At 56.8% G+C, this 15,682-nt stretch carries 10 protein-coding genes; 7 read left to right on the top strand and 3 right to left on the bottom strand.

All coding sequences use genetic code 11. The features are described from left to right. The first annotated feature begins 7 nt into the window (after nucleotides 1-7). On the top strand, nucleotides 8-262 hold the full coding sequence (locus tag LOC70_RS06235) for a hypothetical protein (RefSeq protein WP_230252573.1): 255 nt from the start codon (nucleotides 8-10) through the stop codon (nucleotides 260-262). Between the two features lie 206 nt (nucleotides 263-468). Further along, nucleotides 469-2,274: a UbiD family decarboxylase gene (locus LOC70_RS06230; RefSeq protein WP_230252572.1), complete on the top strand. Its 1,806-nt coding sequence runs from the start codon at nucleotides 469-471 to the stop codon at nucleotides 2,272-2,274. An 84-nt stretch (nucleotides 2,275-2,358) separates the two neighbouring features. On the opposite strand, the gene LOC70_RS06225 is transcribed toward LOC70_RS06230, so the two are convergent. The 3 genes from LOC70_RS06225 to LOC70_RS06215 are packed head-to-tail and all read right to left on the bottom strand — an operon-like array spanning nucleotide 2,359 to nucleotide 7,934. After that, on the bottom strand, nucleotides 2,359-3,303 hold the full coding sequence (locus LOC70_RS06225) for a hypothetical protein (RefSeq protein WP_230252571.1): 945 nt from the start codon (nucleotides 3,301-3,303) through the stop codon (nucleotides 2,359-2,361). Next, complete coding sequence (locus LOC70_RS06220; RefSeq protein WP_230252569.1) at nucleotides 3,296-4,708, bottom strand: DUF1501 domain-containing protein; 1,413 nt, start codon at nucleotides 4,706-4,708, stop codon at nucleotides 3,296-3,298. The genes LOC70_RS06225 and LOC70_RS06220 overlap by 8 nt, the downstream gene beginning before the upstream one ends. Nucleotides 4,709-4,721: 13 nt before the next feature. Beyond that, nucleotides 4,722-7,934: a PSD1 and planctomycete cytochrome C domain-containing protein gene (locus tag LOC70_RS06215; RefSeq protein ID WP_230252568.1), complete on the bottom strand. Its 3,213-nt coding sequence runs from the start codon at nucleotides 7,932-7,934 to the stop codon at nucleotides 4,722-4,724. 671 nt (nucleotides 7,935-8,605) lie between these two features. Here LOC70_RS06215 and LOC70_RS06210 point away from each other — a divergent pair. The 5 genes from LOC70_RS06210 (at nucleotide 8,606) to LOC70_RS06190 (ending at nucleotide 15,448) form a co-directional block, all read left to right on the top strand. Then, nucleotides 8,606-9,496 (top strand): TIGR03546 family protein, encoded by an 891-nt coding sequence (locus LOC70_RS06210; protein WP_230252567.1) that lies wholly within the window; start codon nucleotides 8,606-8,608, stop codon nucleotides 9,494-9,496. Beyond that, nucleotides 9,493-11,247, top strand: coding sequence for a TIGR03545 family protein (locus tag LOC70_RS06205; protein WP_230252566.1), 1,755 nt, complete (start codon nucleotides 9,493-9,495; stop codon nucleotides 11,245-11,247). The genes LOC70_RS06210 and LOC70_RS06205 overlap by 4 nt, the downstream gene beginning before the upstream one ends. 361 nt (nucleotides 11,248-11,608) lie before the next feature. Continuing rightward, nucleotides 11,609-12,559: an aldo/keto reductase gene (locus LOC70_RS06200; RefSeq protein WP_230252565.1), complete on the top strand. Its 951-nt coding sequence runs from the start codon at nucleotides 11,609-11,611 to the stop codon at nucleotides 12,557-12,559. A gap of 266 nt (nucleotides 12,560-12,825) precedes the next feature. Next, nucleotides 12,826-13,644, top strand: coding sequence for a sugar phosphate isomerase/epimerase family protein (locus LOC70_RS06195; RefSeq protein ID WP_230252564.1), 819 nt, complete (start codon nucleotides 12,826-12,828; stop codon nucleotides 13,642-13,644). A gap of 172 nt (nucleotides 13,645-13,816) precedes the next feature. Next, nucleotides 13,817-15,448: a sulfatase family protein gene (locus LOC70_RS06190; protein WP_230252611.1), complete on the top strand. Its 1,632-nt coding sequence runs from the start codon at nucleotides 13,817-13,819 to the stop codon at nucleotides 15,446-15,448. Nucleotides 15,449-15,682: the final 234 nt, after the last annotated feature.

Here is a 15,682-nt window from a genome sequence, read left to right as displayed (position 1 = left end):
GTCCTCCATGATCTATTTCATTTGCTGGGTCGTTTTCCTGCTCACGCTGATCCTGTCCGTCGTGATCGTGGGTTTCAAGAACCGCAAACCGCGGCCGGCTGTGGCGGCGGTCCCCGAGGAAATGATGGAAGACGGCGAAGCGGTCGAGATGGTCGGCGAGGACGAATTCGCGGCGGAACCCGCTGGCGACGATTTCGGCGGTGGAGAATTCGCAGCCGAAGGCGGTGACGATTTCGCTGCCTTCGAAGACGAATTCAAATAGCCCGCGGCCTCGATTGCTTCACGGACCAAGCCGGTTGTCAAACGGCATTTTCTACGGTCCAACAACGAGTGCCCCACGTTGCCGCCGGACGCGATGTTCCTCGATCGGAGCGACATCGCTTGGTGAGTTTCCACGTGGGTTGATTTCGAATTCAATCAATCACGTCGAGAGCACCTTCGTTGAAACATCGCAGCACCCGAGACGTCGTGAACGATCTTCGCGCCGGTGGTCGCTTGATCACCGTGGACGACGAGGTCGATCCGAATTTAGAGATGGCGGAGATCCAGCGCCGTGTTTACCTGCGCGGTGGCCCCGCGATCCTGTTCACCAACGTGCGTGGTTGCCGTTTTCCGATGGCCTCGAACCTGTTCGGGTCGCTCGATCAAGCCCGCTACCTCTTTCGCGACACACTGCAAAAAGTTCGGCGACTGATCGAAGTGAAGTTGGATCCCTCCGCGGTTCCAAAGTCTCCATTCCGCTACGCCGGCGTCCCACTGACTGCGATGACGATGCTGCCGCGAATGACGCGGCGAGGCGCCGTTCAAGCCCGCTCGTGTCGTCTCAGTGAACTTCCCGGTTTGAAATCTTGGCCGGATGACGGCGGTGCGTTTGTCACGTTGCCGCAAGTCCTCTCGTCAGATCCGACGGCGCCTGACAACCTGATGAAAGTCAACCTCGGGATGTACCGAGTCCAACTGTCTGGCAACGAATACGATCCTGAAAACCAAATCGGGTTGCATTATCAAATTCATCGCGGCATCGGCGTCCATCACCGTGCCGCGATGGATCGCGGGGAAGACTTGCCGGTCACCGTCACGGTCGGCGGTTCGCCCGCCATGACGCTGGCCGCCGTGATGCCGCTGCCCGAAGGCCTGACCGAGCTGACGTTTGCCGGCGCTTTGGCTGGCCGTCGCATCCGCATGATTCGCGACGATCACGCACCGATCTACGCCGACGCCGATTTCGCGCTGGTGGGTCGAGTCGATCCCACCGCGACGATGCCGGAAGGCCCCTTTGGCGACCACCTTGGTTATTACTCGCTTCAGCACCCGTTTCCATTTTTACGGGTCGAGAAAGTTTGGCATCGCAAAGACGCCATCTGGCCATTCACGGTCGTGGGTCGTCCACCGCAAGAAGACACCACGTTCGGACAATTGATCCACGAGCTGACCGATCCGATCATCCCATCGGTGATCCCCGGTGTGAAAGCCGTTCATGCGGTGGATGCCGCCGGCGTGCACCCGTTGCTGCTGGCGATCGGTAGCGAACGGTACATGCCGTATTTGAAAGCCAAAGAACCGCAGGAGTTGCTCACGCAAGCCAATGCGATTCTCGGCAATGGTCAGCTTTCGTTGGCAAAGTACCTGTGGATCACCGATGATCCCGACGACTCGATTCGCATTCATGACATCGCGGCGTTCATGCAGCACATCTTGCGTCGAGCGGATTGGCGACGCGATTTACATTTTCAAACGAAGACCACCATCGACACCTTGGACTACAGCGGCACCGGCCTGAACCAAGGATCCAAAGTCGTCATCGCGGCCACCGGATCACCCACGCGAGAACTCGCAACACAGGTCCCAAGCAACCTTGCGCTACCCGATGGATTTTCAAACCCCAAAGTCGTGATGCCCGGAGTGCTGGCGATTCAAGGGCCGAAGTTCACCGGCCCCGATTCGCACCAAGATCGCGCGGCGTTAATCGAACGGTTGGCCGGCTGCGATTCTTTGAGCAACCTTCCGCTGATCACGCTCTGTGACGATTCGGAGTTCGCCAGTGCAACGCTAAACAATTGGTTGTGGTTGACGTTCACGCGAAGCAATCCCGCGATCGATATCGACGGTGTGAATGTGCAAGTGATCGACAAACACTGGGGTTGCCGCGGTCCTCTGGTCATCGACGCGCGTGTCAAACCGCACCACGCACCTCCGTTGATCGAAGATCCCGATGTCACCGCCAAGGTCGATGCCCGCGCCACCCGAGGCGACCAGTTGGCCAAATACCTTTGAGGCACATCATGCGTTTCACGCCAACGCGGTAAACCATCTTTCACGCCCCGCTGCGTCAGCAAGGCCAACGCAGCCGCGGGTGCCTCAGTCTGCTTCCGCCAACTTCTTCCGCAGATCTCGCACGCGGTCTTGAATCAACAACGGCAACTTGCTTCGCAGTTGATTGCGTCCACCAAACCAGGCTTCCGGTTCATGGATAACCAACCGAGCCTGCACCACCGTCGCGTCTTTGCCCGACGGAGCGATTGCGGGCGGCAACCGAGTGGCGACGATCACGCCGCCGATGCCTTGATAAGCCTTGGCATCACCGATCACCTCCTGCCCCAAATCATCCCGCTTGATTGGACTCCAGGTGTTCTCAAAACGAGGATCCAATTGCCAAGCAATCGTGACGCGGTCTTGCTCGTTGCCTTCAATGCGCCGAAACGACTCCGCGTGAATCACTCCTTGAATCAGCACGCGATCCAACAAAGGAAATCGAACTCGGCCATAGGTTTCATCATCCGACGTTTCATCATCCATCGCCGACGCCACGCCCGCCTTCGTTAACTCGTCTTCGCTCAGCGTCTTGGCTTCGCCAGCATCCTCAGCCGCGGGTTCTTGCAAGCCCATCAATTGATCCAGGGCATCCGAATCCCGCACAACATCGAGCGCCGCATGCACCACAAACGTGACGTTCAAGACATGGCCGATCCTTTGCCCGGCATCATCCCGCACCGAATCCATTTCGATGGCAACGGGAGCCACCACGGAATCACGGACGAACCGAGCCACGCCTCCCGCGCGAGCGACCTGCTTCAACGCTTGCTCGACTTCCGCATCCCCGACCGGTTTCCCGTCCGCATCCAGAAACGTTGGACGATCGATCGAAGCATTGGTGGTCTCGGTCAGCGAAATTCCATCGCCGACCAATCGTTGCAGCAAGTTGTTGCCTTCGTCGGCGACAAGTGACGCACAGGACAAAATGAACGCCCAAGCCCAAACCACTCCCGCGAGCACACATCGCCGCCCGATCATCGCGTCACGCATGTTTCAAAATCGGCTTGAGAACTCGCGCGGGTTCAACACCCGTCAAACGCACATCCAATCCTTGATACTTCGCTGACAAACGCATGTGATCCAAACCGCAAGCATGCAACATGGTCGCGTGCAAATCGCGAACGTGGCACTCCTCGCCGTCTTTCAAGTAGCGATATCCCAATTCATCCGAGTTGCCGTACGACATTCCGCCACGAATGCCACCGCCCGCCATGAACAATGAAAACGCGTTGATGTGGTGGTCACGCCCCGAGCCTTGTTTCATGGGCGTGCGACCAAATTCGCCGCCCCAAATCACGAGCGTCTCATCCAACATGCCGCGTTGTTTCAAGTCTTGGATCAGGGCTGCGGAGGCTTGATCGACGGCTTTCGCACTGTCCTTCATTCCGGCTTCCAAGCTGCCGTGGTGATCCCAGGCGCGGTGATAAAGCTGAATGAATCGAACGCCGCGTTCTGCCAAACGTCGGGCCATCAAACAATTGCTGGCGAAGGAACCGTCTCCTGGTTGCTTCACTCCGTAAAGTTCCAACGTCTCTTTGGACTCGTCCGACATGTCCGCCAACTCAGGCACCGACGCTTGCATCCGGAACGCCATCTCGTACTGGCTGATTCGCGTTGCGATCTCGGCATCACCACGATCCGCCAGCAAATCGCGGTTGAAAGCGTTCACCGCGTCGATGGTCGCTTTCTGAGTCACATCGTTGATTCCGCCCGGCGGTCGGACGTAGTGCACGGCATCGCCGCGGGATTGAAACTGGACGCCTTGGAAACGACTGGGCAGGAAGCCCGCTTTCCACTGACGAGCCGAAACCGGTTGAGCGCCGTAGCGACCTTGGCTGGTGAAAACGATGAACCCGGGCAGCGATTCCGTCTCGGCCCCAAGACCGTACAGCAACCACGATCCCATGCTGGGACGTCCTTTTTGGATCGACCCCGTGTTCATGAAGGCGTGAGCCGGATCATGGTTGATCTGTTCGGTGTGCATCGAACGGATGATGCACAAATCGTCCGCGACGGAACCAATGTGCGGGAACAGTTCGCTGATTTCCAGCCCCGACTCGCCCCACTTTTTGAACTTACAGAACGCGCCGCGGGCAACCAATTTGGCTCCCTGCAACTGAGCCAACTGCTGGCCGTCCGTCATCGACGCCGGAAACGGTTGGTCGTTGATCTTGTCCAATTCCGGTTTTGGATCGAGCGTTTCCAAATGGCTGGGGCCACCGGCCATGCACAGGTGAATGACCGTCTTGGCCGTGCCCGGAAAATGGGGCTGCGGATTGGTCGATTGACTTGCCTGGCTTTCTTTCGCCAGCATCGATCCCAACGCGGCCATCCCAACACTGTAGGTGCCACGCTTTAAAAAACTGCGACGCTGGATATCGGTCAAAGCGTTCATAGGTGCGACTGGTTCAATAACGGGTGATGGATTCGTGCAAATTCAAAACGATGCGAGCGGTCGCGGTCCAAGCCGCCCATTCGGATCGTTTTTCTGCCGGCAAGGCTTCGTCATGACGAAGCGACGCTTGACCGACGCTGGTGAGTTGATGGGCCAATGACTCGTCGGCCGAAAAGATCTGACGTTGCTCGTTCAAGAACGTGAGCAATCGCTCGATCTCCTCCGACGTGGCTTCGCGCTGCAGCGAACGATGCACCATCTCATGCAAACGACTTTCGTCGTCGCCCGATTCCGCCAGCAAATTCCACGCGAGTTCGCTGGCGGCTTCGATGAAAGTTGGATCGTTCAGCAAAGTCAGGGCTTGCTGCGGCGTGTTTGCGTTGGCACGAATGGCAACACAATCTTCGCGGCTGGGAGCGTCAAAGTTTGCCAACATGGGATGTAAGAACGTTCGCTGCCAATGCATGTACAAACCGCGACGGTACTGGTCGTCACCCGCCGTGGATCGATACGTTCGGTTGGGGAACTGCAAGTTCGAGTAGTAACCGCCCGGTTGATACGGTTTGACCGACGGGCCACCGATTTCCAGGTTCAACAAACCGGCGATTGACAACGCGTTGTCGCGAACGATCTCCGCTTCCAATCGTCGTGGCGGATGATACGCCAACCAACGATTGTTCGGATCCGACTCCGCCAGCTCCGGCCGCACGCGGCTGTCTTGTTGGTAAACGTCGCTGGTCAAAATCAAGCGAATCAAATGCTGCATGTCCCAGCCCGACTCGATCAATTCACTCGCCAAGTAATCCAGCAACTCGGGGTGTGACGGCGGATCGCCCTGAGCTCCCAAATCATCGACGGCGGCGGTCAAACCGGTTCCGAAAAACTGCTTCCACAAACGGTTGGCAACGACGCGAGCCGTCAGCGGATTGTCGGGATGAACGATCCATCGAGCCAGATCCAAACGCGTCAATCGTTTCGCAGACGCGTTGTCGACTTCGGTCGATTCCAAACCAAACTTCCCAAGAAATTCCGGTGTCGATGGCTGAACCACTTCGCCCGATTTGTCCTGCCAGTTCCCACGAGGAAGAACCCGCATCTCCATCGGATCCGTTGCCTGGGTCACCATTGTCCACGTGCGGCCATCGCGACAGCGAACATATTCGTTTCGCCAATGCTGAATCGCTCCCGCATCGCGAGCCTGGCCGCTGTGGGACAAACTCCACGTCAGCAGAGCCGCCGAATCATCAAGTGATTCACACGACAGCAATGTTTCGACTTCGCCGGTGTCCAAGGGACGCAAACGAATCATGGGCGATGAGCCAATCGAAACCTGCGTCGATTCAGCCAGGCCTTTGATTTCCACCAAAAATTTTTCGCCCGGCTTAAGCTTCAGCGACAGAGGCTGCTTCAACTCAAACACGGCTTGGTTCAAATCATCCGCGTGAGCCGATCGATCGATCATGAACTGGTGAGGTCGTTGCTTCTTCGCATGACCATTTTCGTCCGTTGCAGGAACCGTCCAGGTCGAAGCCACATTCGTTTGGGCGACGGTACTGGAGAACGAAGGCAACCAACGATTCGCGAGTGCCTGTTGGACGGCGATCGCACGACGCGTCGGCGCGGCGGGTTCGTCTTTCTTCGCTTCCTTGCTGTCGGCTTGTTCGTCTGACTTGGCGGGCTCAGCCGGTGGACTCTCGATGAAGAATTGAACCGAAACATTCTGCGGCGATTGATTCGCGGCCACATCCAAATTGACCTGGATGCTTCGAACAACGGCTGCTTCGCTGGCTTCGTTGCTTGATCCTCCCTCGCTCAGCGTCCATTCGTACAATCGAACCTTTTTGTCTTTCGAATCAACCTTCGTCAGCCGCTCGGGTCGCCACCCATCGAAATGTTGGCTCAACCAAGCCACCGTTTGTGACCACCATTGGTTGGCTTCTTCCTTCTTAGCAGAATCCAAAGCGGCGATGTCACCTTTGGCCACAGCGACCAATTCCAATCGAGCCTGAGCCTGTTCTCTCAGCAAGGCTTCGCTGGTGACTTCGATCTCCGGTGGAAACGGGAAGTTGTTATTGTACCCCAGCAAGTCTGGATTGGGCGTGTAGCCGTAATTGCTGTACACACCCCATTGTTCGATGTCCGCAAAGAAGGCTCCCAGCGAATAGAAATCCTTCGCCGTGAATGGATCAAACTTGTGGTCGTGACATTCGGCGCATCCCGTGGTCAATCCCATCCACGCCATTCCAACCGTGCGAACACGATCCGTGGCATACTTGGACAAGTACTCACCGGGTTGAGCACCGCCTTCGCGAGTCATCATGTTCAATCGGTTGAATCCCGACGCGATCAAATCATCCGCGTTGGCATCGGGCAACAAATCGCCTGCCAACTGTTTGATCGTGAACTCATCAAACGGCATGTTGTTTTGAAACGCATCGATCACCCAATCTCGATAGGGAAAGATGTGTTGGGTTTGGTCGCCGTGATAGCCCACCGTGTCCGCGAAACGCACCACGTCCAACCAGAACGAAGCCATCCGCTCGCCGTGATGGGGGTTGCGAAGCAACTCATCGATCTTCTTCTGGACCAACGAGTCATAAACGTCACCCATTGGGACCGGCTGTCCGGAATCAATCTCGCGAAGTCCGTCCACTTGGCGTTCGAACGACACCACGTCCTGCCAGGTCGGCGGCAAACCGACCAAGTCCAAATGCAATCGGCGTAGCAATCGATCGGACCGTGACGGCGGTGACAGATCATGACCGTGCGACAACAGTTCCGCGCGGATGAACGCATCGATCGGATGGACATCTTCATTGTCGAACGCTTCGTCAAAGCGGCTCAGATCGGGAACCTCCGGACGCCGAATGGGTGCGAACGACCAATGTTCCTCGTACGGAGCACCTTGCCGGATCCAATCCTTCAGCAACTGTTTTTGTTTGTCCGTCAGCGACTTGTGCGATTCCGGCGGCGGCATCAACAACTCGGGATCTTCGTGATCAATGCGAGCCACCAACTCACTGCCTTCGACGTCCTCCGGAATGATCGCGGCGTAATCGATGGCGTCTTCGCGAACGTCCATCCGCAAACCGGCTTGGCGATTTTCTTCGTCGGGGCCGTGACAGAAATAACAGTTCTCCGACAGGATCGGCCGGATGTCTCGGTTGAACTGGATCACGTCTTCGTCGGCAATGGTTTCGTCGCCGACAGCGATCAACGGAGTCATGGCGACTGCCACGCAGACCAGACTGGATCTGAAACCTGCACGTCGAGCAGGTGCGAAAAAATTCGCAAGCAACAACATCATGTTCTTTTGGCGGGAAGGGTTCGGACGACCGGGCGAGACAGGTCGATGGCAAACCGTTGCTGGTTGAACCGACCGCCGCCATGTGGAAAGAAACGTCCCGCCGTGAAGAGGAGTTTCACGGCGATGGGCGTCCACGTCGTCCAAAAAGGCAGGATGGAAACTGCATGCGATTGTAACAGAAGGAACCGGTTTCATCGCAGCAATGCGCTTCCGATTCGCAATGTTTGCCTGCAGGAAGCATGCTGACGAGCAAGCTCACGAGCGAGCAATCCCGGTTTCACAACTCCAAGCGAAGAAATGTTTCACGCCGGACCGTCTATAGGCTTCGGCGTGGCAAGCGATCCGTCAACGGAGCGACGAATAAATCTCGATTGCCCGCATGCTTGCCGACTTTGCGTGGATCCGTCGACAACGTTTCTTTGTCACCACGCCCCAGGTGCCACGATTTTTCATCTCCTCGCTAAGACGACAACGACGGATTGGTCTGGCAGCGTCGATTTTGACGGTTGTACTAAATATCTGTTCCGGCCCTGCCGATACAGACGATGACTCCAGTTGTTACATCCATCAAAGCCGCTTGAGGCGGGTGCATGATTCTATTCACGATCAAACTGCTCAGCACACTCCGCCGAGCCATCGCGGGAAGACGCTACCCGTCCCAACTCGCTTGGGGATTTTCGTTGGGCCTGCTCATCGGCTTGATTCCGCACGGCAATTTGCTCGCCGTCGCGTTGGTCTTGGGTGTGCTCGTGCTGCGAATCAACCACGCGATGGCCGCGTTGACCGCGATCGGCGTGACCATGATCGCCCCCAAGCTGGATCCCATCTCGGACCAATTGGCGCAGTGGGTGTTCGCCCAAAAAGGCGTCAGCGAGTTCATGTCGCGAGCGTGGGACTACCCGTTGGTTCCTTGGACCGACCTGAACAACACCGTCGTGATGGGAAGTTTCCTGATCGGCTTGGCCGCGTTGCTGCCCGCTTTCGCGCTGTCGTATCCACTTTGCCGAGCGATCTCGGGCAACTGGAGCGAAGACCAGGACTTGGAAGAAGTCGCCGTCGCTCCCAAGCGAAAACAACGACAACGCGATGAAGAAACATTGGTGGTCGACGGACCTCACGAATCGCCCTCCAAGCCTCACTTCCGCCCCGAGCTCGAGCCCACCGCATCGGCCACATCCGGACGAGTTTTTGACTTTCGCCGAGTCGATGAGGCGGAACCGATCGCGGCCACGATCGAACCCAACCAACCAACGCCACCCGCATTTGACTCGTCGTCTGAGACCAAGACCACTCGGATTGAAATGATCGACGAGCGTGCGGACCTGGCAACAACCACCGCCACCCTCAGCAGCCCCCGAGTTCAGACCAAGGCTTCGGCCTCCGTCAACGCGGCGGAACAAAACGACCAACAAAAGATCGATGAAGCGCTCAGTTATTTGCTTCGTCAATTGCGCGATTCGCAAGACAAGGATGCAGCATGATTCGTTGGAGATTCTTACTGACACGGTTGATCGTTGTCGCGACCATTTTGATGCTGCTGTTTTGGGGCCTCGGCCCGATGGCAAGCTACATCACCGTTCGTGGCTTGGAAGCATCGACCGGAGCGAAAGCGGAAATCGGTGCCACGCGAGTCGCACTGTTCCCGCCTCAAATCCAATTCGATGACGTGCGGGTCGCCGACCCTCGCGATGACAAAGAATTTCGAAACGCTTTCCAAGCGGACTCGATCAACTTTGTGATCGACGGGGACGCTTTGCTACGACGTCGCTGGGTCATCGACCAAGGCAGCATCGCCGGTTTGCAGATCGGAACCACGCGTGACAGCAGCGGTCACTTGGATCAAACGATCGAAGACGAAATCGAATCGTCCGGTCCATCCATGATCGAGCAATTGCTTTCGTCAGCAACCGACGGATTGTCGGATCGCGCCGAAGCGTTGGGCAAGGACCTGGAAACAGTCCGCACCGGCAAACAAATTCGCGAACGTTGGAAAAACGAATACGAACGTTTGGTCCGCGAAACAAAAACGCTTGAACAACGCGTCGAAACCATTCGCGAAGCCGCCAGTGGCATCGACAATCCGCTTCGAGATTGGCCCGAGTTGCAACGCACCTTGGCGGAAGCCGAAAAGGTTCGCGAGCAATTGATTCAGTTGCGTCAATCGATGAACGCCATGCCCGAAGAAATGCGAAACGACTTGGCTCGTTTGGAACAAGCCAAACAAAAAGACTTGGACAAGGTCGACGCATTTGTCCCTGGCGACCTCAGCGAATCGAAAAACTTTGGCGTCGACTTGGTCAGCGCCGAAATTCGCCGTTCGCTGAACCAACTGCGTGACTATCTGGAAAACGGGCGAACCCTCGCCAACTACACCGTGGTGGCCCCGGACACGGAGCGTGTTCGCGGCGAAGACTATGACTTCTTGGGTGGCAACCGCCGTCCCGAGTTGATGGTTCGCCACTGTGACGTCAGCGGTACCATGCGAGCGGATGGCAAAGTTTTCACGCTGTCGGGCGTCGTTGAAAACATGACACCGACTCCGGAACTGTTGGCCGATCCCACGCGAGCACGCTTGCGTTTGGAAGGTCCTGAAACCGTCGACGTCGACTACGTTCGCGATCGTCGCCAAGGCGATCAACTGGATCGCCTGACATTGCACTGGCCAGAAATGAACGCGGATCCGATCCGTTTGGGCCGCGGCAAAGACGTTGGCATCGCCATCGCCGGCGGCGTTCGCGAAGTGTGGGTGCAATTGGCCAGTCGTGGTGAACACCTCGAAGGTCGCTTGGTGAGCAAGCAGTCAGGCGTCAACATGCGTGTCGACGTCAAAGGCGACGCGGGTGCGTCCGCTGCCGCAATCCAAATGAACCAATCGCTGGCCAACGTGGATCAAGTCGAGATCGACGCCGAGTTCGAAGGAACTTGGAAAGACATCGACTTGAAGCTGAACACCAACCTGGGCGACGTGTTCAACAACGCCGCACGAACGGCCATCGCGAGCCAGATGGAAGCGTCCAAAGCCAAGGTGGCTGCCCAGGTCAACGAAGCTCATCGCGAGCAGATGTTGGAACTGAACGAGTGGATGCTGGCTCAACAGAATCAGGCTCAATCGCTGCTGGCAAGAGCGGACAAGTCGGTGGAAGAACTCAGCCGCAAGATCCTCAACGAGATCAACGGTGCGGATCAGTATCTCGGCAAGTTGAAAACCGCATTTGGCTCCAGCTTGCGATGAATGGTTCTCGCGTGAATTATCTTTCGCGAGCTGCTTTCTTGAGCTGATTGTCAGCCACTGAACCGATGCAAAACGGAAGCGACGACACATCACTTTGCCGTCGCATCAAAGGCCGGAGGTGGGCACACGTATCGAGCGTGTGTCGACCTCCGGCCTTTCTTCGTTTTCGGCCGTACACCTCGATCAACAATGGTGAGATGAGACGCCTGCTCGGATGCTTTCAACCAGCCAGTAGTCTATAGCGTTTAACGCAGTTTTCGCGGCGACGGGCACGTTGGCATCCACGGCAGGAGGCGGTTACACTCGCAGCAGCTTCTCGTGTGAAATGCCCCCCCAACTCATCACCCCAAGAATTGCCAAAATGCTGCCTCGTCGACGTTTAGGCCAAACGGATATGGAACTCACGACGCTCTCCTTTGGAGCGTCTTCGATCGGTCAGGAATTCCGCAGCGTTGATTTGGGCGAAAGCCTGGAAGCCGTTCGCGTGGCACTTGATAGCGGCATGAACTTCATCGACACCGCCGCGTTCTACGGTCGCGGCATGAGTGAAATGATGCTTGGCCGTGTGCTGCCCGATTACCCACGCGACCAGTATTACCTGGGCACAAAGCTTGGACGTTACACCGGACAACACTTCGACTTCAGTGCCAAGCGTGTGGTGGAGAGCATCGACACTTCGCTGGAGCGTATGAAGGTCGATCACCTCGACATCGTGCTCTGTCATGATTTGGAATTTGTCGAGATGTCACAGATCGTCGAGGAAACCATTCCCGCGATTCGCAAAGAAATCGAAAAAGGCAAAGTCCGATACGTCGGCGTCAGCGGTTACCCCATGAAGATGTTCAAGTACGTGATGGAACGTGCGGACATCGATTGCTTGCTGACCTACAACCACTACACGTTGCAAAACGACATGGCACTCGACTTGGTGCCGATCGCGAAAGAGAAAGGCGTCGGCCTGATGAACGGCGCGCCGTTCTCGGCTCGATTGTTGACCAACGCCGAGCTGCCGCCGTGGCACAAAGCGACCCCGCAAGTCCGCGAGGTCGCCGCGGCCGCCGCGAAACACTGTGCGGATCGCGGCAGTGACATCGCGAAACTTGCGTTGCAATTCAGCATCGCCAACGAAGAATTCGCGACCTGCATCCCTGGTTCCGCCAACCCCAAACGCGTGGCTCAGTGGGTCGAATGGGCACAAGAACCCATGGATGAAACGTTGGTCGCCGAGGTCCAAGAGATCCTGAAACCAATCCACAATTGGTTCTACATCGAAGGCCGACCTGAAAACAACGACGAACCCGTCAACGCCTGAGCCCGGCGTCGGTCCTCGACCGCTGTCTGGCGACGCCTTCGTCCGCTCTTGCAAAGCACACGCACGGATCGCCGGTTCGATTCAATCCAGCCCCATTCAATCAATCAGTGGGTGAAAGTCACCGCTCCGCAGCCATCCGATCGCAACATTGCGATCTTTCCATGTTGATGACCTCCCCAGTCGCGACATTGGATCATTGGCCGAGCGGATCGCTTCTGTGAATCACCCTTTTTTCTTCCTCACTCGGTCTCCCCTCCCGAATTTCTATGTCATTCAAATCAGCCATCACAGTCAGCTTGGTCGAAGAAGCCCGCGGCGGTCCGTTCGTTTATTGGGACGGCATGCAAGACGCTTGCGAAAAGGCGTCCGCACTCGCCTTTGACGCCATCGAAATCTTCGCCCCCGGTCCCGATGCGGTCGACGAAGCCGAACTCAAGGGATTGCTGGAAAAACACAACTTGGTCGTCGCGGCGGTCGGTACCGGCGCGGGCATGGTCAAACACGGTTTGAGCCTGACCAATCCCGATGCCGATCATCGCGCGAAGGCTCGCGATTTTGTCAAACAAATGATCGACTTCGGCGGCGTCTACAACGCCCCCGCGATCATCGGATCGATGCAGGGTAAATGGGGCGGCGATGTCTCGCGAGACCAGGCCCTCGCCTATCTCCGTGAAGCACTCAACGAACTCGGCCCGTACGCCGCTCAACACAACGTGCCGTTGTTCTACGAACCACTGAACCGCTACGAAACCAACCTGCTTCGCACCGTTGCCGAAGGCGTTGAGTTCTGCAAGACGCTGGACAACGACAACATCAAACTGTTGGCCGATTTGTTCCACATGAACATCGAGGAAGCCGACCTCGCCGCCGCCATTCGTGAAGGCAAAGGCTACGTCGGGCACATTCACTTTGTGGACTCGAACCGCCAAGCCGCCGGAATGGGTCACATGGACCACGCCCCAATCATCGCGGCTTTGAAAGACATCGGCTACGACGGCTACCTGTGTGCGGAAGCGTTTGCGTTGCCTGATTCCGACACCGCGGCTCGCAACACCATCGAAGCCTTCAAACGCTTGACGGCTTGATCAGCACCGAAATCCGCGACGACCGTTCGCAAGACTCCAATTCACGCCCGCGAAAGCCAACCCAAATTTCGCGGGCGGATGACAAACAGCAGGCCTGATACCAAAGGATTGGTTGACGCTTATCAAGAAAAACATTCCCCGCCATCCCTCCCCACCTTGAGATGCACTGATGATGTCACGCCAATCGATTGGGCCGCAACACGTTCTGTGGTTGCTTGCTCTCACCATCGCACCATGGGTTTCCCCAGCAACGGCATCCGCCGCTGGCCGTCCAAACATCTTGTTCATCATGTCGGACGACCACACCACGCAAGCCGTGGGTGCTTACGGGAGCCGCTTGGCCTATTTGAACCCTACGCCCAATTTGGACCGCTTGGCCAAGGAAGGCATGCTGTTCGAAAACGCGTTCGTGACCAACTCGATCTGCACCCCCAGTCGTGCCTGCATCATGACGGGGAAATACAACCACAATAACGGCGTGTTCGATCTGAACGGACGCATCGATCCGGAGAACCAGCACCTCGCCATCGAGATGAAGAAGGCTGGGTACCAAACGGCGATGATCGGAAAGTGGCACTTGAAAGCCGAACCGGCCGCCTTCGATTACTACTGCGTTCTACCGGGACAAGGCAAATACTTCGATCCGGTATTTCGAGTGCAAGGCGACAAGCCATGGCCGAAAAATACGATCGTCAAGGAAGGCATGCACAGCACCGATGCCATCACCGACATCACGTTGCAGTGGTTCGATGAAGAACGCGACGAGAGCAAGCCGTTCTTCCTGATGCACCACTACAAAGCCCCCCACGATTTCTTTGAATACGCACCGCGTTACGAAGATTACCTGGAAGACGTCGCGATCCCCGAACCATTGAACTTGTGGAACCAACCCAAGTTTGGCTCCCTGGCGACTCGCGGCGCGAGTGACGAAATGACGCCCTACATCGGAACGTCCATCGGTCGGCGGAACCCTCGTCGCAACTACGCCAAACACTACGGGGTCGACTCGTGGCTCAGCGACGACGAAGCCAAACGCAAAGCCTACAACATCTACCTGAAGCACTACCTGCGATGCGTGAAAGGCGTCGACGACAACTTGGCTCGATTGTTTGCCAAGCTGGAGGAAACCGGCCAAATGGACAACACGGTCATCATCTACACGGGTGACCAAGGATTCATGCTGGGCGAACATGACTACATGGACAAACGTTGGATGTACGACGAATCCCAACGCATGCCGTTCTTGGTTCGCTACCCCAAGTCCATTCCTGCCGGCTCACGCTCGAACGCCATCGTCGAGAACGTGGACTACGGACCGACCATGTTGGCGTTCGCCGGCGTCGACACGCCCGAATACATGCAGGGCAAAAGCTTCCGCCAAATCTGCGAAACCGGACAGGAACCCGAAGGCTGGAAACAGGAAGCGTATTACCGCTACTGGATGCACATGGCACACCATGACAACCCCGGCCATCTTGGGATCCGCACGAAGACTCACAAGTTGATCTATTACTACGGCACGGACTACAAGGGCGAAAACCAAACGCCACCGGCTTGGGAGCTGTATGACTTGGTCAACGATCCAACCGAAATCGTCAACCAATACGACAATCCCGAATACGCGGAAGTCGTCCAGGACCTGAAACACCGCTTGGCACAACTGCGTGACCGTGTTGGCGATGATGGTTCGCACTACCCCAAAACCGAAGCCGTGGTGCAGGAGTTTTGGGATTACAGCGAAGCGGATCGAGCGAAAGCCATTCGCATTTCAAACGAGTATTCGAAAGCGAAAATGGCCGAGTAGGCGTCGCTTTCAACCTTCACCACCAACCGTTTGCGTCACGTGAGTGAACGCGGACTGGATGATCAAGCCGAATCATCATGATTCGGCGTGGAAACCGGACTCGGACCATCTCGCACAGCATCGGGTCCGCACCACCGGATTAGAATTTGGCTTCTCAGGCGTCGGCTTTCGAGCCCGCCTTCACTGCTCGTTGGAGCGTCTCGCTACCCGCCTTTCCTTTCCCACCGTTTGAGT

The sequence above is a fragment of the Rhodopirellula halodulae genome (assembly GCF_020966775.1).
Lineage (GTDB): Bacteria > Planctomycetota > Planctomycetia > Pirellulales > Pirellulaceae > Rhodopirellula > Rhodopirellula halodulae.
This window is presented reverse-complemented; position numbering and strand designations above follow the sequence as displayed.